Below are 24051 nucleotides of genomic sequence, written 5' to 3' on the forward strand. Positions count from 1 at the left end.
CCCTCCTCTGCCGCCCGCTTCCCCTCCGGCCTCCTTCCTGGTTCGCGTTTCCGATTTGGCGTGGTTGCGCGTGGCCGCGTTCGTCGGGAAAGCTCTGCGTTCGGGATCTCTCCTATACGGAGTCCCGTACAGAATTCGATCAGCTTAATTTTTACTCGAAAAAGACCTTCTCAGGGCAACCGGAAGGAGTCCCGGACGGTCTCATGAGATGCACACCGGAACGACCACGACTCACGAATACTCGCCATTCGGACAGCTCAGTGGCAGACAGGAGGACGGACTTGTCCAGGACATCAACGCGGCCGGGAGCGCGGGCGTGGACGGGGCCGCGACGGCCGCGTACGGCGACGCTGCGCGTCGTGCTGGCCGCCGGTGCCGTGCTCGCCGTCACCGCGGGCTGTTCGGCCCAGGTCGTGACCGATCCGACGGGCGGCACGAACGACAAACCGGACAGCGGCACCGAGGCCGCGGTGGAACCGAGCACGCCTCGGGAGACCACCGCGTCGGCCCGGCCGATCGCCGCGTCGAAGCCTCCGGCCACCCCTTCCACGCAGCCGTCGAAGAGCGCGAGCGAGACGTCCGCGCCGCCGAGGACGACGCCGAAGCCCACCCCGAAGACGGTGCTGAGGACCGGCGACCAGGGTGACCAGGTACGTGAACTCCAGGCCAGGCTGCGGCAGCTCGCGCACTTCGACCGTGCCCCCACCGGCTACTACGGTTCGGTCACGGCGACGGCCGTGTCGTCGTTCCAGGCCAAGCGCGGGCTGCCGGCCACCGGTACGACCGACACCGTCACCTGGCAGCGGCTGCTCACGACGACGAAGAAGCCGACGGCCGCGCAGCTGCGTCCGCCGGCCGCCGAGCCCGCGCCGGCGAAGCCCGACGCACGGTGCATGACGGGCCGGGTGCTCTGCATCAGCAAGACCAGCCGGTCGCTGTCCTGGATGATCGACGGCAAGATGCTGTCCACGATGGACGTCCGGTTCGGTTCGGAGTACACACCGACCCGCGAGGGTGTGTTCAGCGTGGGCTGGAAGTCCAAGGACCATGTCTCGACGCTGTACGACACCCCGATGCCGTACGCGATGTTCTTCAGCGGCGGCCAGGCGGTGCACTACTCGGCGGACTTCGCGGCCAGCGGCTACAACGGCGCGTCGCACGGGTGCGTCAACGTACGGGACAAGAAGAAGATCGCGTCGCTGTTCGACCAGGTGCGGACGGGCGACAAGGTCGTCGTGTACTGGGAGAAGTGACACCCGGGCGTGAAGCCCGGAGCGGAGTTGAGAGGCGCGGGCGGGACCGGGGGAACGTATCCCGCCCGCGCCAACTGTGCGTCGAGCCGAAGGTACGGGGGGAACCCCGGCTCCGACGCGGCCGATGACCAGTCGGCTCACTCTGTACAGCGTCGGCGTGTGGAAAAACGTCACACCATGATCGAGGACGCCGGTTCTGGCCGAAAAACAGGGGCCGGGCGGGCAAGTGGGGGCGGGGTGACCGGATTGGGCGCCGGGAACCGGCCATGAGCGACGACACCTTCCGTGCGTGCTCAACCGGTGCGCTGCGGGGGCGCGTTGAGACGGGTGCGTTCAGGTCGGTGCGGTCCGGTCGGTGCGTTCAGGAGGCCGGGGCACCGGGGCCCAGGTCCGCGTCAGGTTCCGTCGGGAGAGGGTCCGCGCCCGGCTTCGGATCCGTGCCCAGGTTCGGGTCGCCGCCCGGCTCCGCCGGGAGTTGGGGCAGCAGAACCGCCCCGTCGGGCTCGGGCGGGAACAGCCCGATCGTCTCGCCGTAGTCGCCGCCGGGCCAGGGGGTCGTCGGGTCCTCCGACCCGCCGTCCGGACCGGCGTTCCCGCCGCCGTCCGGGCCGCCGACCGACCCGCCGGGCGGTGTACCGCCCGAACCGGGACCGGCGCTCTCCGGCACGTCGATGCCGCCGCCACCGCCGCCGGGGCCGCCGCCAGGACTGCCGGGACCGCCACCGGGACCACCGTTCCCGTTCCCGTTGCCGTTCCCATTCCCGTTGCCGCCGTTGCCGTGGGCGCCGTTGTGGTGGTCGTCGTCCGGTCCGTCGCGCAGGACCTGGGCGCAGAGGCGGGCGACACCGTCGGGCCCGTTGGCGACATGCTCCAGGAACGTCTTCTTTTCGGCGGCGATCGTGCCGTCCCGGTACTCGTGGCACGCCTGGACGAGCCGGGCGAGCCAGTCCTCGCCCCCCTTGAGATTCCAGCCGTCGTGGTACGCCGTACCCCTGTCGCCGTCCTCCGGGCCCGCCGGGGCACCGGAGGTGCCCGGCCGGGGGTCGGCATCCGAGGTTCCCGGCGCGGCCGGGCCCGTACCGTCACCGGGCGGATCGGCCGGGAGGGGCGCGGTGCTGCGGGCGCTCGGCGAGCCGGACTCCAGGGGTCGCGGTGTCTCGACGCCGGAGAAGGACGTGGTCGGGCGCGGCGGGCCCTCGCCGGCGGACGGCGCGTACAGGTAGCCGGCCCCGGCGGCCACCCCGCTGAGCGCGCATCCGGCCATGGCGGCGGCCAGTCCGAACCGCAGCGGCCGGCCGAAGCTCGGCAGCCGTACGCCGCGCCGCTCGGGCCCGAGACGTACGGTCCCGATGGCGTCGGCGGCCGGGGTTCCCGCGTCTCGGACGCTCCCCGGAAGGGACGGCGAAAGGGAGAGGGACCGGGTGACGGGGCGGCCCGAGGTCCCGACGGCCTGCCGGAAGGCGGCCAACGCGGCGGCCTCACCGGGCAGTTCGGCCGCACCGGAGGCCGAACCGTGAGACGGGCCGACTGCCGGGCCGGACTCCCGGCCGGACGCCGGATCGGACGCCGTACCGAAGGCCGTACCGGGTGCCTGGGGCAACGCCCTACCGACGTCCGTACCCGCCGTGGTGGTCACCGTGCCGGGGGTGTCCTCTCCCCCGCCCACGTATCCGGCGCGCGCGGCCTCCGCCAGCACCCTGGCCAGCCGGTCCGCCCGCGCCTGCGCGTGTACGTCGGCGGTCTCGACCGGCAACCCGCGCAGCAGAAGCTCCGCGGTGCCGTGGTCGAGCCACGTCTCACGCTCGTGCGCCATCACATGTCCTTCTGCGTCCCCGGCGGTGAATGCGTCACACCCGCCGGCTCGGGAGTGCCCAGGTGGCGGGCACGCTGCTGGGGCACGGGCCCCAGCCCCAGACCGTTCGCCGCGACCTCGCGCGCGCCCCGGGCGACCGCCGGGCGGTCCGCGCCGTCCATGGCCAACGGCCCGTCCGGGTCCTCGTGACCGAGGAGTTCGGCCAGCCGTTTCAGGCCCCGGTGCGCGGCCGTCCGTACGGCGCCGGGGCGCTTGCCGAGCGTACGCGCCGCGCTCTTCGCGTCGAGTCCGACGACGACCCGCAGCACGACGGCCTCCGCCTGGTCCTGCGGCAGCTGGGCGATCAGCGCCATCGTCGTACCGGTGGACAGGGCCTCCATGGCCTCGACGGCGGTGTCCGAATCCGCGGCCCTGCCCGCCAGCTCCGTCTCGTCGACACCGGCCGCCGGGCGCCGGCCGCGCATCCGTATGTGGTCGAGGGCGCGGTTACGGGCGATACGCGCGCTCCAGCCGCGGAAGCGGTCGGCGTCGCCACTGAAACGTTCGAGGTCACGGGCTATCTGGAGCCATGCCTCAGAAGCCACGTCCTCGGCGTCAGGCTCGCCGACGAGTGTCCGTATGTAAGCCAGCAACCGCGGGTGCACCGCGCGGTACACAGTCCGGAACGCAGTCTCGTTCCCGTCCTGTGCCGCGAGCACCGCGGCGGTGAGCTCCGCGTCGTCCCCCAGCACTCCACACAACCCGTCTTGAATCGCAGCTGGTCACTGCCGCGCGCCCCCACGCGCTCCTGCACGCTACGGCCTCCCTGAGGCTCAAGTCCATAATTTGTACAACTCGCAACAACTTTGCGGGCGAACCCCGGTGTGACAGAAAACGCTCTCTCGGCGCTGACATGAGTACGGGGCCGTACACCGTCCCCGTCGATGACGACCGGGGCCTCTCCTGTGGGGGGTGGCGGCCCCGGTCGTCCTCACGACTTCCACGCCTCCGGCCGACGCGCATGCGGGGCCCAGGTGCCTCCGTGGCCGACCACGTGACCAACGCGTCCGGAACGTGGCCGGCCCTCCCGGGGCCGATGCGCACAGCGCAACACCGTCGAACGCCGCGTCGAGCAGTGGCGCGGACTCACCACCCACGACGGCAAGACCGCGGTCCTCTCCCTGCTGTCACACCGGCCCTCGTGCGCCCGGTCGCCCGGGTGTCCGACGTTGGCCCAATCGAGGGTCCAGCTGCCTCAGGGTTCGCGCCGTCGCCGCGGACCACGTCTCGGCCGCCGGTGCCGGCTTCGGCATTCTGTGGCCCGCCATGGCTGCCACGGCTCTCTCCTACGCGGCGGGAAGACGCACACCGTCCTGGCCCTGGTGGTCGGGCGCGGTCTTCGCGGCTGTGGGCGCCGGGCTGTACGGCTCTCTGCCGATCTGACCCGCTCGCGGCCAAGGGCCGGGCTCAGTTGACGGTCACGATCCCGCAGACCGCCGCCGCCGAGCCGATCAGCCAGTTGGTGGCGGCTCTGAGGCCCGCCATCCGGTGGTGGCCTCCCCGGTACAGGTCCAGCAGTTGGTGGCTGACGACACTGAAGGTGGTGACGGCCCCGCCGAGCAGGACGTACGACACGGCGGGCGGGATCCGGGAGTTGGTAGCGCCGAGCACGGCTCCGAGCAGGAAGCACCCGATGAAGTTGACGGCGAACGGCACCCCGGGGGGAAGGTCACCGCGCCATACGCGCAGGACGCACTTCTCGACGACGACGCGGAGCGCGGCGCCCCCGGCCCCGCCGAGGACGACCAGAAGCAGGAGCATGGCGGACTCCACTCGCAGACGGTGCGTCAGCCTGGCTGACGCGCACGGGTTCCAGGTCTCCGGACAGTCGCGGTCCTGCCGCGGACCCGGTCGCGCGCGGCGACCGGGTCCGTAGGAGGAGAGGCAGTGACGTGCCGGCGGGGCGTGCTGCGGCCGGCGGGTGCGGTCAGTCTTCGTCCGTGCCCTTCTCGGGCTTGGTCGCGCCGCTCTCCTGCGCCACGGCGCGTTGCGCCCGGACGTGCAGGACGTCGCCGATGAACAGGTCGTAGATCAGCACACCGAGCACCCCGCCGACCAGCGGGCCGACGATGGGGATCCACATGTAGTTGCTGAAGGCCCCGGACAGGGTGCCGGGTACCGCCAGGTCCCCCCAGCCCGCGATCCATGCGAGCAGCCTCGGACCGAGGTCACGGGCCGGGTTGATGGCGTAACCCGCGTTCGCCCCGTACGACATGCCGATCGCCGCGACGGCGAACCCGATGATCAGCGGGCCGAGATTCGCCTTCACGGCGGTGTTGCGCAGGTCGACGACGGCGACGATGAACATCAGCAGGAACATCGTGCCGACGATCTGGTCGAACAGCGGTCCCCAGATAGCTCCGTTGAAGTACGGCGCCGGGAACGTGCCGAAGATGGAGAACGTCGCGTTCGTGTGCCCGTGGACCTTCGGCCCCTTCATCGCGAGGTCGAAGGCGTTGATCGCGTCGGCGTAGACCCCGTAGACGAGAGCGGCGCCGACGAACGCGCCGGCGAGCTGGGACGCCATGTACGGGAGGACCTTCACCCACGCGAACTTGCGGCGCACCGCGAACGCGAGGGTCACGGCCGGGTTGATGTGCGCTCCGCTGACCCCGCCCGCCACGTACACGCCGAAGACCACGGCCATCGCCCAGCCCCAGGTGATCAGCAGCCAGTCCCCGGAGCCCAGGAAGAACGTGGTGGGTCCCTCGGTGCGGCCCGATCCGGGAAGGCCCGCGACGGCCATCGCGACGACTCCGCACCCGAAGGAGAGGAGAACGAACGTACCGAGGAACTCTGCCAGGCATTCACCGCCGAGCGTTGCCCGACCCCGCAGTCGGGAAGGTTTGATCAGAGGCGAGATCTCTACGGCCATGGGTCCTCTTCGAATCTCGTTCGATGCGCCGAAACGCGCCTGAGCCCCTCCCTGCGACCGCACCCTACTGTCAGGCGACCGGCCACCCGGGGCAACGCCGCGCCGCCAACCAGGGGCCCCGGCCACCGCCCGGCGCCCCCGGCCCGGCCGTCGGAGGGTCCCCCGCCGCGTGCACCCGATCGGGCGGTCGGCCGCCGTCCGGGTGAGACCAGCGGCTTCCCGACCGGGGCCCGGCGCCCGCCGTCCACACCCGGCTCGTCATGCGCCGACACCCGCCGCCCGGCCGGGAGATGAGGCTGTTCGTCGACCAGGTGGCGAATCGAATGGCCGAGCGGGGTGACCGGCTCGCCACGTGAGGAAGGCCGGCCTGTCGGATTTTCCGAATCCTCGAACCGGATAAGGAATCGGCAGTTCATTGACTGCCGGGTGCCACGGTTGATGTGATTCGACCAGCCATGGGGAAAGGTTCGAAGGGGGGCAGAACCAGTGATTCCCCGGATGGACAACGTCTCCGCGCGCCGGGATGGCGAGGGCGGACACGGCGTGGATACCGGGGGTTTGGTTCTGATGAACTGTACGGGTACTTCACATGCACCATGGCCTGAATCGGTGACAATGGCGCAAACGGCGCCCTTTTTCACCGACGATCACTCCGTTAGGCTTTTCTCATCCGAAGCAAGAAGACAGGAGAATTCACCATGACCAGAAGTGCGAATGGCGTAAATTCGTCGACTGCGAAGACGGGAAGGCGCCTCGCGACCGTCGGGGGAATCATGGCACTCACCGCGGCCTCGCTGCTCATCGCGCCGGGAACCGCTCAGGCGGCACCAACCGCACGGGCGTACGCCGGCGAATGCGGGTCCGGATTTGTTCAGATCGACTCGTTCCCTCTTTCCACCGGGGCCACGGTCTATCTCACCTACTCCAGCGCGACAGGAAACAACTGCGTGATAACCAAGCGCGACACCGTGGGAACCGCCCAGTTGGTGGGCGCGGCAATACGGCGTGCCGGCGATCCGGCGTCCGAGGACATCGACAGCGGGAATTACACCTCGTACGCGGGTCCGGTGTATGTGAACGCCCCGGGCAGCTGCATCGACTGGGGCGGCGAATATCTTGACGACCTCCAGCAGCGATTCAACGACCACTGTGGTTTCAAGAAGTAGCCACAGGGAGTAATACGGAGGGATCGGCCCGTCGCGCGGGGCGATCCCTCCGCGAAGAGAAGCGCGGCGGTCCGGCCCGACCGGCCGGGCCGCCGCCGCGGACGAAGCCAAGTCCGACAGGACGAAGCCGAGGCCGACAGATGGACACGCGCGCCTGGATGGCCCGTCGGCGCCGCCCCCGTTTCCGCGTCCGGGGCGCGGCGGCGGGTGGCCCGTACGAGGGCTGCGGCCGGTCCCCGGTCCGGTCGGGGAACTCTCCGGGCGGGCCGGCCGACCTGTGGAGTGGACCCTCGTCGCGCGGCACGGGCTTCCGGCCGTGCCCGGCGGCGACTCGATCTTCCAGGAGGACTCTTCATGGAGAAGCACGGGCCGGAGACGTACGGCGAGCTGAACGCCGATGTGTACGACGAATGGCACGCGATCGATCCGGCGGAAGCGGTCCGGTTCCTGGCCGAGCTCGTCAAGGAGGGGCCCGCGGGGCCGGTTCTCGAACTGGCCGTCGGTACCGGGCGCGTGACGATCCCGCTGGCCGCCGAGGGGATCGATCTGCACGGTGTCGACGCGTCGGAGGCGATGGTCGCGCGCCTGCGCGCCAAGCCGGGCGGGGAGCGGATTCCGGTCACCATCGGTGACATGGCGGACGTCGCCCCCGAGACAGACGAACAGTTCGCGATGGTGTTCGTCGTGTTCTCCACGTTCTTCTTCCTGATGACGCAGGACGAACAGGTGCGCTGCTTCGAGAACGTGGCGAAGCGCCTCGTTCCCGGAGGACGGTTCGTCCTGGAGTGCCCGATGCCGGACGTGGCACGTTACGACCGGAACCAGCGGGTGGAAGCGCACGACGTGGGTCTGGGACACGTACGGCTCACCGCCGTACGGCACGACCCGGTCGAGCAGCGGTTCGAGGGCCACCACATGCTGATCACGAACGACGGGATGCGGCTGGCACCCGCGTTCATGCGCTACGCCTGGCCCAGCGAACTCGATCTGATGGCCCGGCTGGCCGGACTGGCGTCCGTCGGCCGGTGGGGCGGCTGGCGCGGTGAGGCGTTCAGGGGCGAGGGCAACTACGTCACCGTCTACGAGAAGCCCGCGACACCCGCCTCCTGAAAGGCCCCGGGCACGGTCGTGCCGCGGTGGTCGTACGGACCGGGGTGCCGGGGCGTGTCCCCGGCACCCCGGTCTCACACCGCGCCGGTCGGGTTGGCCTTCGTCCGGGCCCGTGGGCGCCCCGCCACGAACACCAGCGGCGGCAGCAGGACGCACTGCGCGGCGACGACCAGCCAGAACCCGGGAAGCCACTCCGCCCGCTCGAACACCCCGTACACGGCGCCGCCGACCACTCCGCTGAGCAGCGCGCCCACGCCGACCGCCAGCCGCTGCTGCCCGAACGTCACCGTGGCCGACCGCTTCGACAGGGCCAGCGCCTCCAGTTCGTTCTTGAGGAACAGCACCGCCGTGCCCGCGCTCATCGCCGCCGCGCCGACTGCCACCCCGGCGGGGTGGCCGGTGGCGAACGCCGTCATACCGACGGCCATGAGGGAGAAGCCGATGGCCATCACCGCCGGGTGGGACGTCCGTCCGACGCGTCTCGCCGCCAGCGGCTGGACCACCGCCAGGCCGAGCGAGTAACCCATCATGATCGCGCCGTAGGCGGCCGGGGCCAGCCGCCCGTCCACGTACACCGCCAGGTATTGGTAGAACTGCATGTACAGGTAGTGGGTGAGCGCGGTGACGGCGAACGGCACCCGGGCGAGGCCGTGGAGCACCCGCCGGAAGGGCTCCACCGTCGGCGGCCCGACCTCGGCCGGGCCCTCCGGCCCCTCAGGGCTCTCCGTACGCTCCGGGCGCTCCGTACGCAGGAACAGGTGGCCGACCGTCAGCACCGCGTAGAGGGCCGTGCTCAGGGTGAACAGCGTCTCGGGATCACGCAGGAACAGCGCCCCGGCGACCGGCCCCAGAGCGATGCCCAGATTACCGGCGGCGTTACCGGCCGACACCGCCTGGGGACGCTGCTCGACCGTCGCCGACCGCACGAGATACGCGCGGTACGCGGGCGAGTAGAGCGCCCCCGCGCCGCAGCTGAGGAAGAGGGCCACCACCATCAGCGCGGGCTCGCCCATCCCGCCCAGGTACATCAGGGCGCCCAGGGTGTAGAGGCAGCCGGCGAGGACCAGGGACCGTTTCAGCCCGACGCGTTCGGCGAACGCGGCGGTGAACGGCGCGCCGGCGAACTGCACCAGTGTGGCCGCCCCGAGAATGACGCCGACCTGTGCGATCCCGACGCCCAGTCGCTCACGCAGCAGAACGGCGAGGTACGGGTAGACGGCGAAGGTGCCGATGTTGATGAGCGACCCGCCCACCAGCAGGGCGAGTTGGGCGCCGCCGAGGACCCGCCACGCCCGTGGGTCGGGGAGGCGCCGCCGTCGGGCAGGCGCGGAAGGCGAGGTCGAGGTGGTCATCGACCGGAGGTCCGGGACCGGCCGGTCACCGGGGCGGTCCGCCGCGCGGGCCCGGCGCCGGGTGCGTACCGACGGCCCGGACCGGCACCGGGCGCGGGCCGACAGGCGGGCCCGGCCCCGGCGTTGTCACGTCCACGCATTGTCGCCTCCGCTTCTCGGACGGTGGGGTCCCACTTGAGAAGTCGTCCGCGAAGCCCGCCGAGTTCCCGGCGATTTCAGGCGGGTGGAAACAATGCGCCTCGGCCGGGGCCGAATCTCACACACCCGGCCGTCGAGCACCGCGTCGTAAAAGATCCGAAGGGTCTGGGCGCGGACCTCCGGATCTCCCGATCCCCCGCTCTCCGTAACTCGGAAGTACGGAAGTCGGGAAGTACGGATCGGCGAATCCCCGGATCGGCGGGTCGCCCGGATCCCCGGATCTCTGCGTGTCGGCGCTTTCGCGAAATCCGGGGCGGCCGGAAAGGGCCGGTTCCCGGGAGAACCGGCCGCGTCCGGCCCCGCCGGCCCACGTCCGCCGCCCGCCCGCCGGGCGGCCGTCCCCGTCGACGCGCCGGGTGTCAGACCCGGTCGACCGTGTCCGTCGCGCGCTCCTCCGCGGGGGCCGCGGGACCCTGGGGCCTCGCCGAACCGGCCGCCCGGGGCCGGAGCCTGAGGACAACGGCGGCGACGGCCGCGGTGAACAGCCCCAGCCCCGCCCAGATCACCCACTTGTGCGGCCACGGCACGAGCGAGGCGGCCTCCGGCGCCCGTCCGCCGTCCACGCCGGTGACGATGACCGCCACCAGTCCCACGATCGTGGCGCCCACCACGATCCGGGCGAGCAGTCGCGCGCTGATCGGCAGGGCGGCGTCACGGCGCCGCTCGCCGCGCAGCCGCAGGCGCTCGCCGGGGCGGGCCGGTGCCATCAGACGGACCAGGAGCAGCACGGCGATCGGGATCTGCAACGCCCAGACCATCGTGCGGAACGGGCCGTCGAACCACGCCTGGCTGCTGTACAGCAGCGTGTGCCAGGCGCTCAGGATGTAGACCACGATGACGAACCGGTGCAGGGCCAGCCACATGCGCGAACCGGTCCGGTGCCGCAGGTAGAAGGCGAGACCCAGCGGAACGGCCAGGTACATCGCCAGCAGGCCGATCAGGATGGCGACGCGGCCGGTGCCCGTCGCGTACCCGCCGGGCACGAACGAGTCGACGAACGCGGCCCACACGCTGCGCCCGAGCGACCACTCGGCCTGGTTGGCCTTGATCTGGTCGGTGAAGAAGAAGAACGCGTGCATGAACATCAGACCGATGGTCGTCAGGCTCGTGGTGCGGTGCCACTTCTCCAGCCGGGCGGCGGGCAGCCATCCCCAGCTGGGCCGGGGGCCGGAGCGCATCAGGCCGAATATCACGGTGCCGTACGCCCAGAGCATCGCCGACCAGCCGAACGCCTGGCACATCCAGTACATCCAGTACTCGCCGGCGTTCATCATCGTCGGCATGAGTTTGACGGTGGCCGAAGTCCCGTTCTCCGCGCGGACGTAGAGCAGCCAGTAGATCAGCACGGTGATCACCAGGGCCAGTGAGGCGTCCGGCACCGCGCCCCGCAGATCGGCGCGCAGCCCGGCCCAGTCGAAACGGGCACGCTCTCTCGTCGGACGCGACGAAGGCGTCACCGATCCCGAGGACTTCGCCATCACTCAACTCCGGTTTCCGTACGGCCCGCCACGGGCCACCCCTGTGAACAACCGTGGCAATGCTGGTCTGTACCACGTTTCCCTGAGGGTGGAGAGTAACGGCGAATTCGCCGCCACGGAAGTCACCGATGCGATCCCGCATTTGACGGGAACGGAGGGAACTCCCCACCACCCGGCGCGCGTTCACGTTCTCCGGGCCCGCCGCTTCCGCATATCCTTCGGGAATCCGCCGATATCCACCGCAAGATTCCTTCCTCATAAAGGAAGTTGAAAAACATCGAGTTCGCCGGGAACTTATCGTCCGAGATGAACGACGGGGCCGCGACAGGGCCTTGAATTGGTCATCCCGGGAGCGGAACTCGGGTTGTCCGACGGTGTCTCAAGGGGATGGAGGGGCCAGGGAGGCCGGCTCTGGAAGGCGTACGGTGCGGCGGCCCGGCCCGCGCACTCACCGGTTCGCGGGCTCGCCGGTTCGCGGGCAGCGCGAAGCGGCCCGCCGGGCGGCCCCTGACCCGCTCGGGCGCCGGACGGGTGCCGTCGGCACCCTGGTGTCAGTTGCGGGCCCTGGCCCGCCGGGAGACGACGGCGCGCAGCACCCGCCGGCCCTCCGTCGAAAGATCCAGCGCCTGGCGCAATCCCGCCGCGCCGTCCGTCTCGGCGAGGATCTCCAGGATCTGGATCTGCCGGCGCAGCTCCCCGGAGACCATGGGGCCCGCGGTGAACGGCCCGACGCCGGGGTGTCCTTCGGGGCCGTCGGCCACTCCCGTACGGCAGCGCTCCACCCAGCCGGTGTAGGTGCCGTCGGCGACGGTGCCGGGCGCGCCCATGATCCGGTCGCCCGCCGCGTCGAACTGCTGGTGGATCTCCAGGGCCGCGACCGAGCAGCCGTCGGCCCAGACGCGCAGGGGCTCCGCCGCCCAGTCGGAGGGCGCGGCGGCGAGCATCTTCCTTACGAGGACGGCGGTTTCGTCGTGGATGACGGCCGCCGTCTCCATGGCTTCCCTGGCGGCTTCGAGACGCGGGGCCCAGTTCTGCTCGCCGTCGGCGACGGACGCCCAGAGCGGGCGCAGCACCTCGCCCTCGTCGGCGAGCAGGGGCAGGCAGCGGTCGAGGCAGGCGACGCCGCTCGCGGCGAGGCCCCGCTCATCCGCCCGAACGATCAGTTCCAGCAGGCTCATTCACGTCTCCTGTCGCGGGCAGAGCACTGCTCATTAAAGCGCCCGACGGCTGAAAAACGTCACTCGTGGCCAAGAAAGTGGGGTTCGTTACGTACGGAAGGCCCGACCGCGACCGGTTACGTCCGCAATCGCCGGTCCAGACGGACCGTACGACCTGACGGGACGGGCCGCACGAACCGCCCCCGCGGTGTCCGCTATCCGCCCACCTTGTCGACCAGCGCCGTGAACTGGCTCCAGCCGAGCGCGGGTTTCGCCGGGTTCCACACCTTCTGCGAGAGTGCCGCCAGCGGCAGCCTGATCCCGCTCGCCACCTGGGCGGGCGTCTGGGCGTTCGCGATGTCGCCCCAGACGGCGAACCGGGCGCCGAGGATCTGCTTCGAGTACTTCCGCGGCACCGGCGACGTGCCGCGCAGAACGAGCGGCGTCCACTGCTCGTAGATCCGCCGGCCCGTCGGATAGACGAAGTCGTTGGGCTGGCCGAGCACGTAGTAGAGGAACTCGTCGTTGAGGTTCACGACCGTCCGGCCCTCGCGGAGGTAGTCCAGCGGGGGCCGCGCGCCGATCTCCTTGCCGGTCCAGTAGTCGATCTGGAGCTTCGGGTCGGGCTTGACGGCGCCGCCGGCGTGAACGCCGTCGTTCCACACCTGGATGTTCTTCTTCCTGGGCCGGACCACGGCCGCGCGGTCGTTGGTCCACCCGGTGGCCAGGTCCTGGACCGAGGCGCCGGAGCCGTACTTCTTCTGTGCGGCGGCGGCCAGTTGGGGGAAGGACGCCGCGGGGTCCTTGACGACCAGTGCCTGGTACTCGTCGCCGCCGATGTGCCAGTACGAGCCGGGGAACAGCGTGTCGTACTCGCGCAGCAGTTCGTCCACGATCCGCGCGGACGCGGGCTTCGAGATGTCGATGGCCCCTCGGGTGGGCTGCCCGTCGACGTTCCTGAGCTGGAGTTCGGGGTGGGGCGCCAGGACCGCGCCCAGATGCCCGGGGTTGTCGATCTCCGGCACGACATCGATGTGCAGGCTTCCGGCGAGGGCGACGATTCCCTTGACCTCGGCCTTGGTGAGGTGCTGCTTCGAGACGATCTCGGGGTGGGTGTCCGACGCGATACGGAAGCCCTGGTCGTCGGAGAAGTGCAGACCGAGCTGGTTGAGTTTGAGGTCGGCCATCTCGCGCAGCCGGTCCTCGATCCAGCCGGCCGTGTAGTACTTGCGCGCGATGTCCAGGTTGAGTCCGCGCTGCGGGCGGTCGGGCCGGTCCTGGACGACTCCCTCGGGCATCGCGCCGTCCGCCGCGACCGACTGCTTGAGCGTGCGGGTGCCGTAGAAGACGCCCGCCTCGTCGGGTCCGGCGATCCGGACCCGCCCGTCGCGGGCGGTGAGGGTGTACGACTCGGGGCCCGCCTGCTTGCCGGACTCCAGGGCCAGTTCGACGTCACCGGCGCGGGCCCCGGCGGTGCCCCGGTAGTCGATCTTCAGCTCCTTGGCGAGGAGTTGTCCCTCGTCGGCCAGCTGTCCGCTGTTCTTGGCGACGACCACGGCGCTGCCGCCGCCGGGCCGCCAGCCCGGTCCGCGCGCCGCCTGGTGCTCCCGTACGGAGGGCACCGTCCGCGGCGCCTCGGACAGCGCGAAGCTGCGCGAGGGTGTGGGCGCGGCGGGCCGGGTGTCGGAGCGTGCCGAGGAGGCGTCCGAGGTGGCGGCCGGTGCGGTGGCCGTACCGGCCGGACCGGCGTGGTCGGGCGTGCTGTCGGGCCACGCCACCACCGTGAGGGTGACGGCCGCCGCGACGACGGCGGCGCCGCCGGCCAGTGCTCCTGGGGAGTTCCACCTCATGCGTGATCATCCCTTGCGTGGCGAGTAGAAAGAGGAAGGAAGTAGGGCGAACGTCCCACGGGTGCGTGCCTCGCGCGAGTGGAGTCCATCCCGTCCGGGTGAAATTCGCGCATCTGTCGGGCACCCGTCACCCGCCCTCGATAGCGTGGCGAAACATCCGCCTCGTCCATGTCTTCCGTCACTCCCGCTTCACTCCTGCCCCTGCTCCTGTCACCCGTTCGGCCTCCCGTCGGACGTGTGCGGACGGGTCCGGCCGGGTCATGACGCCGTAGTCCGAGGAGCCTCCGCTGTCCCGCGATCCGCACGCCGGTCTGACGCGCTTCAACTCCGCGCCGACGGCCACCGTCGAGCGCGCGCTGCTGGCCTGCTGCGCCAACCGCCGCTGGGCCCGCAGGCTCACCGACCACCGCCCGTACCCGACGGTCGAGGCGCTGCTCGCCGCCGCCGACGAGGCGAGCTACGACCTGTCCCCCGCCGATCTCGCCGGGGCGCTCGCGGGCGAGACGTCCGCCGGTCCGCACGACGACGCGCCGCCCGTCGCGCGGACCGCGCTGCGGGCGGCCCACGCCGCGTACGAGAGTACGTTCGGGCACGCGTTTGTGATCAGCCTCGACCGCTTCCGTCCGGAGGAACGGCTGAACCAGGTGCTGGCCGGGATCCACGAGCGGCTGGCTCACGACTCCGACGAGGAGTGGGGGGTGGCCGCCGACGAACTGCGCCGGCTGGCCCGCTCGCGCGTCGCGGGCCTGGTCGGGGAACGGGGCGACGAGCGGTGTGCGGAGCCGCTGCCCGAACGGAGGACCGAGCGCCTGCCCGAACAGCGCACGGAACACCGGCCCGAGCACACGCTCGAACCGCGCGCCGAACACCGGCCCGGGGATCGGCCCGGGAATCGGCCCGAGCACCGGTCCGAGCACCGGTCCGAACGGAGGGCGGAGCCGCCCGCTCCCCGCGTTTCGCAGGAATCGAACGACTTCGGCCGTCCGGATAGCCCGTCCGTGGCTGTTTGACTGCCTGTTTGATCACACCGACGGGCCCCCGGGCGATCGAACCGACAAAGCGTCGCTACGATGGCCAGGGCCGGTGGACCGTACCCGGCCGGGCGCGACCGACACCACTGTGCTTCATCGAGTAGAAGATGGCGGCCGGCCCCGATCCCCGCTCCCGGAGGGCTTTTCCGTGCCGGCTGGAACGCTGTACCGCGGCCGGGAAGGAATGTGGTCATGGGTGGCTCATCGAGTCACCGGCGTCACCATCTTCTTCTTCCTGTTCGTCCATGTGCTGGACACCGCACTCGTCCGCGTCTCCCCTGAGGCATACGACGACGTCGTAGCGACCTACAAGACGCCCCTCGTCGCCGTGCTGGAGTACGGCCTCGTCGCCGCTGTCCTCTTCCACGCGCTCAACGGGCTGCGTGTCATCGCCGTGGACTTCTGGTCCAAGGGCCCCCGCTACCAGAAGCAGATGCTCTGGAGCGTCGTCGGCGTCTGGCTCGTCCTGATGCTGGGCTCCATCTACCCCGTGCTCGGCCACGCCGCACGTGAGATCTGGGGGAGCTGACCCGATGTCCGCAGACACCACCGCGACGGGTTCCACCGCCGTGATCGGTCCGGTCGAGGGCGCGAGCCTCTACGACGCCGACAACCCGGCCCCGCTCATCGAGGCGCCCCGCAAGCGCACCGCGAAGACCCCCAAATCGACGCGCGGCAACTTCGAGATGGCCGCCTGGCTGTTCATGCGCCTGTCCGGCGTCGTCCTCGTCGTCCTGGTCATCGGCCACCTGATCATCCAACTGGTGCTCGACGGCGGCGTCAGCAAGATCGGCTTCGCCTTCGTGGCCGGCCGCTGGGCGTCCCCCTTCTGGCAGGTCTGGGATCTGCTGATGCTGTGGCTGGCGATGCTGCACGGCGCCAACGGCATGCGCACGATCATCAACGACTACGCGGAGCGTGCCAACACGCGCCTGTGGCTCAAGGGGCTGCTGTACACCGCGACGGTGTTCACCATCCTTCTGGGCTCGCTGGTGATCTTCACCTTCGACCCGAACATCCGCTAGAGCCGGGGCTGACCAGAGCAATGAAGATCCACAAGTACGACACCGTCATCGTCGGGGCCGGCGGCGCCGGCATGCGCGCCGCCATCGAGGCGACGAAGCGCAGCCGTACCGCCGTACTGACGAAGCTGTATCCCACCCGGTCCCACACGGGCGCCGCGCAGGGCGGCATGGCCGCCGCGCTCGCCAACGTGGAGGAGGACAACTGGGAGTGGCACACCTTCGACACGATCAAGGGCGGTGACTACCTGGTCGACCAGGACGCCGCCGAGATCCTGGCGAAGGAGGCCATCGACGCGGTCCTGGACCTGGAGAAGATGGGTCTGCCGTTCAACCGCACCCCGGACGGCACCATCGACCAGCGCCGCTTCGGCGGCCACTCCCGCAACCACGGCGAGGCCCCGGTCCGCCGGTCCTGCTACGCGGCGGACCGCACCGGCCACATGATCCTCCAGACGCTCTACCAGAACTGCGTCAAGGAGGGCGTGGAGTTCTTCAACGAGTTCTACGTCCTGGACCAGTTGATCGTCGAGATCGACGGCGTGAAGACCTCGGCGGGTGTGGTCGCGTACGAGCTGGCCACCGGCGAGATCCATGTCTTCCAGGCCAAGTCGGTCGTCTACGCGTCCGGCGGCACCGGCAAGTTCTTCAAGGTGACGTCCAACGCGCACACCCTCACCGGCGACGGCCAGGCGGCCTGCTACCGGCGCGGACTGCCCCTGGAGGACATGGAGTTCTTCCAGTTCCACCCGACGGGCATCTGGCGCATGGGCATCCTCCTCACGGAGGGCGCCCGCGGTGAGGGCGGCATCCTCCGTAACAAGGACGGCGAGCGCTTCATGGAGAAGTACGCGCCCGTCATGAAGGACCTCGCCTCCCGCGACGTCGTCTCGCGGTCGATCTACACCGAGATCCGCGAGGGCCGCGGCTGCGGTCCCGAGGGCGACCACGTCTACCTGGACCTGACGCACCTGCCGCCGGAGCAGCTGGACGCCAAGCTCCCGGACATCACCGAGTTCGCGCGGACGTACCTGGGCATCGAGCCGTACACCGACCCGATCCCGATCCAGCCCACCGCGCACTACGCGATGGGCGGCATCCCGACCAACGTCCAGGGCGAGGTCCTGCGCGACAACACCACGGTCGTGCCCGGTCTGTACGCGGCCGGCGAGGTCGCGTGCGTCTCGGTGCACGGCGCCAACCGGCTGGGCACCAACTCGCTGCTCGACATCAACGTGTTCGGCAAGCGCTCGGGCATCGCCGCCGCCGAGTACGCGGCGAAGACCGACCACGTGGAGCTGCCGGAGGACCCGGCCGCCCTCGTCGTGGCGCAGGTCGAGCGGCTGCGCGCCTCGACGGGCAGCGAGCGGGTGGCCGACATCCGCCGTGAGCTCCAGGAGACCATGGACGCGAACGTCATGGTCTTCCGCACCGAGCAGACGATCAAGACGGCCGTCGAGAAGATCGGCGAGCTGCGCGACCGCTATCTGCGGGTGTCCGTCCAGGACAAGGGACGGCGCTTCAACACGGACCTGCTGGAGGCGATCGAGCTGGGCAACCTGCTCGACCTGGCCGAGGTCATGGCCGTGTCGGCGCTCGCCCGCAAGGAGTCGCGCGGCGGTCACTACCGCGAGGACTTCCCCAACCGGGACGACGTGAACTTCATGCGCCACACGATGGCGTACCGCGAGGTGGGCGACGACGGCACGGAGTCCATCCGCCTCGACTACAAGCCGGTCGTCCAGACCCGCTACCAGCCGATGGAGCGTAAGTACTGATGGCAACTCCCGTACTCGACAAGGTCGAGGCCGAGTCCGCCGCGTCGCCGTACATCACGGTCGTCCTGCGGATCCGCCGCTTCAACCCGGAGGTCTCCGAGGAGTCCCGCTGGGAGGACTTCTCGATCGAGATCGACCCCAAGGAGCGGGTCCTCGACGCCCTCCACAAGATCAAGTGGGACATCGACGGCTCGCTGACCTTCCGGCGCTCCTGCGCGCACGGGATCTGCGGCTCGGACGCGATGCGGATCAACGGCAAGAACCGTCTCGCGTGCAAGACCCTGATCAAGGACATCACGTCCTTCGACAAGAAGACCGGCGCGGCGAAGCCGATCACGGTCGAGCCGATAAAGGGTCTGACGGTCCAGAAGGACCTCATCGTGGACATGGAGCCGTTCTTCCAGGCGTACCGCGACGTGATGCCGTTCCTGGTCACCAGCGGCAACGAGCCGACGCGTGAGCGGCTCCAGTCGGCGGAGGACCGCGAGCGGTTCGACGACACCACCAAGTGCATCCTGTGCGCGGCGTGCACGTCGTCGTGCCCGGTGTTCTGGAACGACGGGCAGTACTTCGGCCCGGCGGCGATCGTCAACGCGCACCGGTTCATCTTCGACTCGCGTGACGAGGCGGGCGAGCAGCGCCTGGAGATCCTCAACGACAAGGACGGCGTGTGGCGTTGCCGTACGACGTTCAACTGCACGGACGCCTGCCCGCGCGGTATCGAGGTCACGAAGGCGATCCAGGAGGTCAAGCGCGCGCTGATCACGCGGCGCTTCTGACGCACCGTTATTGGAACACCGCTTGCGGAACGCCGCTTCCGGCTCACCGTTTCCGGGGGCGCGCGCTCAGTCCGGTGAGGGCCCGCCCCGTACGACGCCGTAACGGCCGTACGGGGCGGGCCTTTCCGCGCCGTGAACGTGCCGGGCGAGCGCCGGGCTCACCGGACTCGCCGGACGGACGGTCAGCGCGCGGCGGCGGCAGCCGCCCCGTGCCGCGCCCTCCACCGAAGGGTCCTCGTCCGGGGCGTCCTCGACGGAGAAGAGGACGGTCTGGCCCGCGCTCGGCTCGACGCGCCCGTCGCCCTCGACGGCCGAGAAGTGCGCCCACACGTCGTCCCGGAGGTTGTCGGCGTCCAGCACGCCCCATCCCGCCGCCTCGTGCCAGGTGCGCACCCGCCCGGCCAGCGGTACCCCGAAGCGGTGATGCAGGGCCAGGACGTCCCGTTCGTCGTCCGCCCCGATCGGGTAGCCGGTGTGGGCGGCGATCTGGGACTCCGCCGTACGGCAGTCGACCCGGCGGCCCCGGACACGTCCGCTGCCGGTCAGCGAAGCCGCGTCCCGTTCATGCGTTCGAGTGACGTCCAGCTCCAGGGCCCGGACGTCGATCCGCCGGCCCGCGTCGTCCACCCGGGCCGGGGGGTACGGCCCGTCCTGGCCCGACAGCCGGAAGCCGTGGTCGCGCAGCGCGCGCCCGCAGTGCTCCAGGCTCTCGGCCCGTACGACGAGGTCCAGGTCCTCGTGGGGCCGGGTCTGCTCGCACAGGAGGGCGTCGACGCCCCAGCCGCCGTCGAGCCAGACCTCGACGGCGGCCCGTTCGAGCAGTTCCAGGACCGCCAGTACGTCCTCGGCGCGCATCATGCTCCGACTGTCGCCGACGGGGCGGCGGACGGCACCCGGGGGGACGGCGCCTGGAGACGGCGCCCGGGGGACGGCGCCCTTCACGAGGGTCCCGGCGGCCTACGCCTGGCGGGACGCCAGCTGGACGACCGTGACGTCGGCGGGGGCGCCGACCCGGACGGGCGGGCCCCAGGCCCCGGCGCCGCGCGTCACGTACAGCGCGGTGTCGCCGTACCGCTCAAGTCCGGCCAGGGTCGGGTTGGCGGCTGCCGCGATGTAGTTCACCGGCCACATCTGGCCGCCGTGCGTGTGCCCGGACAGCTGGAGGTCGATGCGGTGCTCGACCGCGTCGTGGATGACGACGGGCTGGTGCGCCATGAGCACGGACGTCCTCGCCGGGTCGCGTCCGCCGAGCGCCTTCGCGAAGTCGGGGCCCTCGCCCTCGTCCTCGCCCGCGAGGTCGTTGACGCCGACCAGGTCGAACCCGGCCAGCTCCACGTGCGCGTTCTCCAGCGGGTGCAGGCCCAACTCCCGTACGCGGTCGATCCATTCACGGGCGTCGCCGAAGTACTCGTGGTTGCCGGTGACGAAGAACGAGCCGTGCTTGGCCCGCAGCCCCGCCAGCGGCTCGGCCGCCGGGCCGAGGTCGGCGACCGTACCGTCGACCATGTCGCCCACGACGGCCACGAGGTCGGGGTTGGTGGAGTTGATGGTGTCCACGATGCGCTGCGCGTGCGCCCGGCCCAGCAGCGGGCCGAGGTGGATGTCGCTGACGACCGCGATGCGGTAGCCGTGGGCGGAGCGCGGCAGCTTCGCCAGGGGCACGGTGACGCGCTTGATCGTGGGGCCGCTCAGGACGTTCGCGGTGCCGTAGCCGACAGTGGCGAGCGTGGCGGCGGCAGCGGCGCCGCCCACGACGCGGGAGACGAACAACCGCCGGGAGGGGTCGGCGGCCGGGCGCTCCGGCGCGCCGGGAGGGGTCGTGGCGGCCGGCGCGGCCGGGGCGCCGACGGTCGCGGGCTCCTCGACGGGAGCGGTCCGCTCCGCCGTCTCCGCCTCACCGGGCGCCGCCGCCCGGCGCTCCAGCACCCGGCGCAGCACCGGCCGTACGATCTCGCCGACCAGCAGCGTGAGCAGCAGATACAGCAGCGTCGCCAGCCACATGTACGCGGGCCAGCCGAGGATCTGCTTCAGCGCGAACGGCGCTCCCTCGACGCGCCCGACGGACACGCCCGCGAAGGCCAGGAGCGGCAGGGCCACGACGACGACGGTGCCGATCCGGCGGGCCGTGCCCCCGGTGGCGGTCGTGTCGCGTACCAGACGCCGCCATATGTAGTAGTGCGCGCCGGCCACCAGCGCGACGGCGGCAACCGCCATCAGTACACCCACGACGATCACGAGCCGATTCCCCTTTATCCCTGTCGCTGTCTCTGTACTACGTGCTCGTCACCGCGTTCGTTCCGCGACCCGCCCCCGTCCGGGGTCCGCGACGCGCGCAGTCCGCGGAACCCCACCGCCCCGACTCCCGTCCCCAGAAGAAAGGACGTGACGGCGAGGAGCAGATGGACCCAGAAGTACCCCGTGGGGTCACCGGCGTCGTCGAAGGCGAGTCCGCTGCCGTCCTGCCACAGGTTCTTGACGAAGGTGATCCAGATGAACCAGCTCCACACCCCGAAGGAGAGCAGGAACCAGGACACGGGGCGGCTGAGCTTCATGAATCCAGTATCGCCGGAGGCCTTCCCACCGCTTACCGGGGGGCGGGGGTGGCCGGAAAGTGGTCTGTCCCGGCGGTGGTGGCGGCGGGTCAGGCCGCCGGTGTTCGGATCGTCAGGCCGGGCATGTACGTTTCCGACCGTGCCCGCATTGAAAAAGACCGTGCTGACGGTCCTCGCCGCCGTGTTGCTGCCCGTTCTGACCGCCGCGCCCGTCCTCGCGGACGACGCGACCGCGGACCGGTCGGAGGACAAGCAGCCGAAGCCGCCGGCGTCGATGTCCACGGTGGGCGGTGCGCTGCTCGGCAAGCCGGGCACCCAGGTCAACCTCGCGCCGGGCGTGCCCGTGCTGCCGAAGAAGCTGACCGGGCGGTCCTGGCTCGTCGCGGACGCGGAGAGCGGCGAGATCCTGGCCTCGCACAACGCGCACTGGCGGCTGCCACCCGCGTCCACGCTGAAGATGCTCTTCGCGGACACGGTCCTGCCGGTGCTGCCGAAGACGCAGACCCGCAAGGTGACGTTCGAGGACCTGGCGGGGATCGGCGAGGGCAGCAGTCTGGTGGGGGTGAAGGAGGAGAGCACGTACACCGTCCACGATCTGTGGATGGGGGTGTTCCTGCGCTCCGGCAACGACGCGGTGCATGTGCTGGCGCAGATGAACGGCGGCGTGGAGAAGACCGTCGCCGACATGAACAAGCACGCCAAGGAGCTCCAGGCCCTCGACACCTTCGTGGTCTCGCCGGACGGTTACGACGAGAAGGGCCAGGTCTCCAGCGCGTACGACCTCACGCTGATCGCCCGCTCCGGGCTTCAGAAGAGCGACTTCCGGGAGTACGCGTCAACCGTGCGGGTGCAGTTCCCCGGCGAGGAGAAGAAGCCGAAGAAGGGCAAGAAAGCCCCGAAGCGGGAGACCTTCGAGATCCAGAACACCAACCGGCTGCTGACCGGCGATGCCGGTCTCGACCCGTACAAGGGCATCGCCGGGGTCAAGAACGGCAACACCACCAACGCGGGCTCGACCTTCACCGGGGTCGCCGAGCGCGACGGCCGGGTCCTGCTGGTGACGGTGATGAGCCCCTCCGACGACGAGAGCCTGGCGGTCTACCAGGAGACGAGCCGGCTGCTGGACTGGGGCTTCACGGCCGCCGGGAAGGTCGAGCCGGTCGGCGAACTGGTGAAGCCCGGAACGGTCGGCGGTGACTCCGAGAAGGAGGCCGTGGGCCGGACGGAGGCGGGCGGTACGGGCGACGGTGAAGGCGACGGGGGTGGCGGGACGGACCAGGCCGGGCTGGGCGACAAGCCCGGGGCGAGCGGCATGGGGATCGCGGTGGCCGTGACGGGCGGGGCGCTGCTGTTGCTGGCGGCCGCGGTGTTCCTGGTGAACCGCCGCTGGCCGCTGCCGGATCTGGTCAAGCGCCGTACGGGGGGTTAGAGCAGGAACGGCGGGCCGGCGCGGGGATCGGGCGGGGGCCGGGATCAGGCGGAGGCGGGCCTGACGACCTGGCCCCGGTCGGTCCGGGGGTCAGGCCGGTCCGGGGATCAGGCGGGGGCCGGACTGACAACCTGAGGCCGGTCCGGGGATCAGGGGGTCCGGGATCAGGCGGGGCCCGGAGTCGCCTCTTCGGAGTGCCCGGTCCGGGATCACGTCGGCCGGGGAGCGGTGCCCTGCGCCGTCGCTCCCGCCGATGTCCCTCCGGTGCCCCCGCCCGCCGACACGGACTCCCGCTCGCCGCCGGCCGGTTCGTCCTTGCTCGGTGTCGCCGTCCAGGCCGCGCAGAACAGCATCAGCTTGGCCGTGAAGTTGATCCACAGCAGCAGTGCGACGGGCACCCCGAACGCCCCGTACATGCTCTTGCCCGCGACGTCCCGCACATAGCCGCCGAGCAGCAGTTTCAGCAGTTCGAAGCCGATCGCGCCGATGACCGCGGCCACGATCAGCCGGCGTCGCGGGGGATGGACGCCGGGCAGCAGCGTCAGCACGTACAGCAGGATGAGGAAGCCTCCCAGGGCGGCCACGACGATCGCCGCGATCTGGAGCAGCACCCCGCCCACGCCACCCTCCGGGATGCCGAGCCGGTCGGCGGTCCAGCCGATGGCCGTCGAGCCGAGGGCCGACGCGCCGAACGAGGCGAGGCCGGTGGCGCCGAGGCCGACGAGGATGACCGCGTCCTTGCCTTTCGTGACGAAGGGGTTGCCCTCCTCCTCGTCGTCCCGCTCCCACACGGCGCGCAGGCACTCCCGCATCGAGCCGACCCACCCGATGCCGGTGAGCAGCAGCAGCGCGCCCGCGACCAGCCCCACGGTGCCCGCGTTGTCGACCAGCGAGTGGAGGTCGAGCTGGTCGGAGATGCCGGGGACCTGGTCGCTGATCTTGTTCTGGAGCCGGTCGAGCTGGTCCTGACTGAGCAGCCCGGCGCCGATCGCCGCGCTGACGGTGATCAGCGGGAAGATCGCCAGGAAGCTGATGAACGTGATGGCCGCCGCGAGGCGGGTCCAGTGGGTGCGGTCCAGGGTCTCGTACGAACGCCAGGCGTGGGTCAGCATCAGCCGGGCCACGAGGGGGCCCACGACGGGGATTTTTTTCAGCCAGTCCATACGGAG

General features: G+C 70.9%; 20 protein-coding genes and 1 pseudogene. 9 read left to right on the forward strand and 12 right to left on the reverse strand.

The window, feature by feature from the left end; translation table 11 throughout:
• Positions 1-281: 281 nt before the first annotated feature.
• Positions 282-1253, forward strand: coding sequence for a L,D-transpeptidase family protein (locus OG875_RS10665; protein ID WP_330173987.1), 972 nt, complete (start codon positions 282-284; stop codon positions 1251-1253).
• Positions 1254-1614: 361 nt separating this feature from the next.
• Here the strand turns inward: OG875_RS10665 and OG875_RS10670 are convergent, their stop codons facing one another.
• From OG875_RS10670 to OG875_RS10685, 4 genes are all read right to left on the reverse strand, one after another.
• Positions 1615-3066: a hypothetical protein gene (locus OG875_RS10670; protein WP_330173988.1), complete on the reverse strand. Its 1452-nt coding sequence runs from the start codon at positions 3064-3066 to the stop codon at positions 1615-1617.
• Positions 3066-3797 (reverse strand): RNA polymerase sigma factor, encoded by a 732-nt coding sequence (locus tag OG875_RS10675; RefSeq protein WP_330173989.1) that lies wholly within the window; start codon positions 3795-3797, stop codon positions 3066-3068. Before OG875_RS10675 ends, OG875_RS10670 begins: the two co-directional genes overlap by 1 nt.
• Positions 3798-4512: 715 nt before the next feature.
• Entirely contained in the window at positions 4513-4866 is a 354-nt protein-coding gene (locus tag OG875_RS10680) for a fluoride efflux transporter FluC (protein WP_330173990.1), read from the reverse strand.
• 166 nt (positions 4867-5032) lie between these two features.
• Positions 5033-5980: an MIP/aquaporin family protein gene (locus OG875_RS10685; protein ID WP_330173991.1), complete on the reverse strand. Its 948-nt coding sequence runs from the start codon at positions 5978-5980 to the stop codon at positions 5033-5035.
• Positions 5981-6753: 773 nt separating this feature from the next.
• Here OG875_RS10685 and OG875_RS10690 point away from each other — a divergent pair.
• Both OG875_RS10690 and OG875_RS10695 read left to right on the forward strand, forming a co-directional pair.
• Positions 6754-7146: a spore-associated protein A gene (locus tag OG875_RS10690; RefSeq protein ID WP_330173992.1), complete on the forward strand. Its 393-nt coding sequence runs from the start codon at positions 6754-6756 to the stop codon at positions 7144-7146.
• Positions 7147-7500: 354 nt separating this feature from the next.
• On the forward strand, positions 7501-8256 hold the full coding sequence (locus tag OG875_RS10695) for a class I SAM-dependent DNA methyltransferase (protein WP_330173993.1): 756 nt from the start codon (positions 7501-7503) through the stop codon (positions 8254-8256).
• Between the two features lie 74 nt (positions 8257-8330).
• On the opposite strand, the gene OG875_RS10700 is transcribed toward OG875_RS10695, so the two are convergent.
• The 4 genes from OG875_RS10700 to OG875_RS10715 all read right to left on the reverse strand — a co-directional run bounded on the left by OG875_RS10700 (position 8331) and on the right by OG875_RS10715 (position 14291).
• Positions 8331-9608 (reverse strand): MFS transporter, encoded by a 1278-nt coding sequence (locus tag OG875_RS10700; protein WP_330173994.1) that lies wholly within the window; start codon positions 9606-9608, stop codon positions 8331-8333.
• A 557-nt stretch (positions 9609-10165) separates the two neighbouring features.
• Entirely contained in the window at positions 10166-11284 is a 1119-nt protein-coding gene (locus OG875_RS10705; protein WP_330173995.1) for a ferric reductase-like transmembrane domain-containing protein, read from the reverse strand.
• A gap of 551 nt (positions 11285-11835) precedes the next feature.
• On the reverse strand, positions 11836-12462 hold the full coding sequence (locus OG875_RS10710) for a hypothetical protein (protein WP_330173996.1): 627 nt from the start codon (positions 12460-12462) through the stop codon (positions 11836-11838).
• Between the two features lie 194 nt (positions 12463-12656).
• Complete coding sequence (locus OG875_RS10715) at positions 12657-14291, reverse strand: beta-N-acetylhexosaminidase (protein ID WP_330173997.1); 1635 nt, start codon at positions 14289-14291, stop codon at positions 12657-12659.
• Positions 14292-14578: 287 nt separating this feature from the next.
• On the opposite strand from OG875_RS10715, the pseudogene OG875_RS10720 reads away from it, so the two are divergent.
• From OG875_RS10720 to OG875_RS10740, 5 genes and pseudogenes are all read left to right on the forward strand, one after another.
• A pseudogene (locus OG875_RS10720) lies at positions 14579-15055 on the forward strand (2-oxo-4-hydroxy-4-carboxy-5-ureidoimidazoline decarboxylase); the annotation flags it as partial.
• 415 nt (positions 15056-15470) lie between these two features.
• Positions 15471-15851 (forward strand): succinate dehydrogenase, cytochrome b556 subunit, encoded by a 381-nt coding sequence (sdhC, locus tag OG875_RS10725; RefSeq protein WP_330173998.1) that lies wholly within the window; start codon positions 15471-15473, stop codon positions 15849-15851.
• A 4-nt stretch (positions 15852-15855) separates the two neighbouring features.
• Positions 15856-16347 (forward strand): succinate dehydrogenase hydrophobic membrane anchor subunit, encoded by a 492-nt coding sequence (locus OG875_RS10730; protein ID WP_330173999.1) that lies wholly within the window; start codon positions 15856-15858, stop codon positions 16345-16347.
• A gap of 20 nt (positions 16348-16367) precedes the next feature.
• Positions 16368-18122: a succinate dehydrogenase flavoprotein subunit gene (sdhA, locus tag OG875_RS10735; RefSeq protein ID WP_330174000.1), complete on the forward strand. Its 1755-nt coding sequence runs from the start codon at positions 16368-16370 to the stop codon at positions 18120-18122.
• Entirely contained in the window at positions 18122-18901 is a 780-nt protein-coding gene (locus OG875_RS10740) for a succinate dehydrogenase iron-sulfur subunit (RefSeq protein WP_330174001.1), read from the forward strand. The genes sdhA and OG875_RS10740 overlap by 1 nt, the downstream gene beginning before the upstream one ends.
• 66 nt (positions 18902-18967) lie before the next feature.
• Here OG875_RS10740 and OG875_RS10745 read toward each other — a convergent pair whose 3' ends face one another.
• From OG875_RS10745 to OG875_RS10755, 3 genes are all read right to left on the reverse strand, one after another.
• Entirely contained in the window at positions 18968-19759 is a 792-nt protein-coding gene (locus tag OG875_RS10745; protein ID WP_330174002.1) for a cold-shock protein, read from the reverse strand.
• A 99-nt stretch (positions 19760-19858) separates the two neighbouring features.
• Complete coding sequence (locus OG875_RS10750) at positions 19859-21136, reverse strand: metallophosphoesterase (RefSeq protein WP_330174003.1); 1278 nt, start codon at positions 21134-21136, stop codon at positions 19859-19861.
• A gap of 14 nt (positions 21137-21150) precedes the next feature.
• On the reverse strand, positions 21151-21453 hold the full coding sequence (locus OG875_RS10755; RefSeq protein WP_330174004.1) for an SCO4848 family membrane protein: 303 nt from the start codon (positions 21451-21453) through the stop codon (positions 21151-21153).
• Positions 21454-21592: 139 nt separating this feature from the next.
• On the opposite strand from OG875_RS10755, the gene OG875_RS10760 reads away from it, so the two are divergent.
• Positions 21593-22882 carry a D-alanyl-D-alanine carboxypeptidase family protein gene (locus OG875_RS10760; protein ID WP_330174005.1) on the forward strand — a complete coding sequence of 430 codons (1290 nt, stop codon included), beginning with the start codon at positions 21593-21595 and terminating at the stop codon, positions 22880-22882.
• Between the two features lie 209 nt (positions 22883-23091).
• On the opposite strand, the gene OG875_RS10765 is transcribed toward OG875_RS10760, so the two are convergent.
• Positions 23092-24045 (reverse strand): YihY/virulence factor BrkB family protein, encoded by a 954-nt coding sequence (locus OG875_RS10765; RefSeq protein WP_330174006.1) that lies wholly within the window; start codon positions 24043-24045, stop codon positions 23092-23094.
• Positions 24046-24051: the final 6 nt, after the last annotated feature.

Origin of the sequence: Streptomyces sp. NBC_01498 (assembly GCF_036327775.1) — a bacterium.
GTDB lineage: Bacteria > Actinomycetota > Actinomycetes > Streptomycetales > Streptomycetaceae > Streptomyces.

Excerpts from the sequence above, each read along its gene's own strand:
- OG875_RS10670 (WP_330173988.1), bottom strand. The coding sequence starts at position 3,066 with ATGGCGCACGAGCGTGAGACGTGGCTCGACCACGGCACCGCGGAGCTT.
- OG875_RS10680 (WP_330173990.1), bottom strand. The coding sequence starts at position 4,866 with ATGCTCCTGCTTCTGGTCGTCCTCGGCGGGGCCGGGGGCGCCGCGCTC.
- OG875_RS10685 (WP_330173991.1), bottom strand. The coding sequence starts at position 5,980 with ATGGCCGTAGAGATCTCGCCTCTGATCAAACCTTCCCGACTGCGGGGT.
- OG875_RS10690 (WP_330173992.1), top strand. The coding sequence starts at position 6,754 with ATGGCACTCACCGCGGCCTCGCTGCTCATCGCGCCGGGAACCGCTCAG.
- OG875_RS10695 (WP_330173993.1), top strand. The coding sequence starts at position 7,501 with ATGGAGAAGCACGGGCCGGAGACGTACGGCGAGCTGAACGCCGATGTG.
- OG875_RS10700 (WP_330173994.1), bottom strand. The coding sequence starts at position 9,608 with ATGACCACCTCGACCTCGCCTTCCGCGCCTGCCCGACGGCGGCGCCTC.
- OG875_RS10705 (WP_330173995.1), bottom strand. The coding sequence starts at position 11,284 with ATGGCGAAGTCCTCGGGATCGGTGACGCCTTCGTCGCGTCCGACGAGA.
- OG875_RS10710 (WP_330173996.1), bottom strand. The coding sequence starts at position 12,462 with ATGAGCCTGCTGGAACTGATCGTTCGGGCGGATGAGCGGGGCCTCGCC.
- OG875_RS10715 (WP_330173997.1), bottom strand. The coding sequence starts at position 14,291 with ATGAGGTGGAACTCCCCAGGAGCACTGGCCGGCGGCGCCGCCGTCGTC.
- OG875_RS10730 (WP_330173999.1), top strand. The coding sequence starts at position 15,856 with ATGTCCGCAGACACCACCGCGACGGGTTCCACCGCCGTGATCGGTCCG.
- sdhA (WP_330174000.1), top strand. The coding sequence starts at position 16,368 with ATGAAGATCCACAAGTACGACACCGTCATCGTCGGGGCCGGCGGCGCC.
- OG875_RS10740 (WP_330174001.1), top strand. The coding sequence starts at position 18,122 with ATGGCAACTCCCGTACTCGACAAGGTCGAGGCCGAGTCCGCCGCGTCG.
- OG875_RS10745 (WP_330174002.1), bottom strand. The coding sequence starts at position 19,759 with ATGATGCGCGCCGAGGACGTACTGGCGGTCCTGGAACTGCTCGAACGG.
- OG875_RS10755 (WP_330174004.1), bottom strand. The coding sequence starts at position 21,453 with ATGAAGCTCAGCCGCCCCGTGTCCTGGTTCCTGCTCTCCTTCGGGGTG.
- OG875_RS10765 (WP_330174006.1), bottom strand. The coding sequence starts at position 24,045 with ATGGACTGGCTGAAAAAAATCCCCGTCGTGGGCCCCCTCGTGGCCCGG.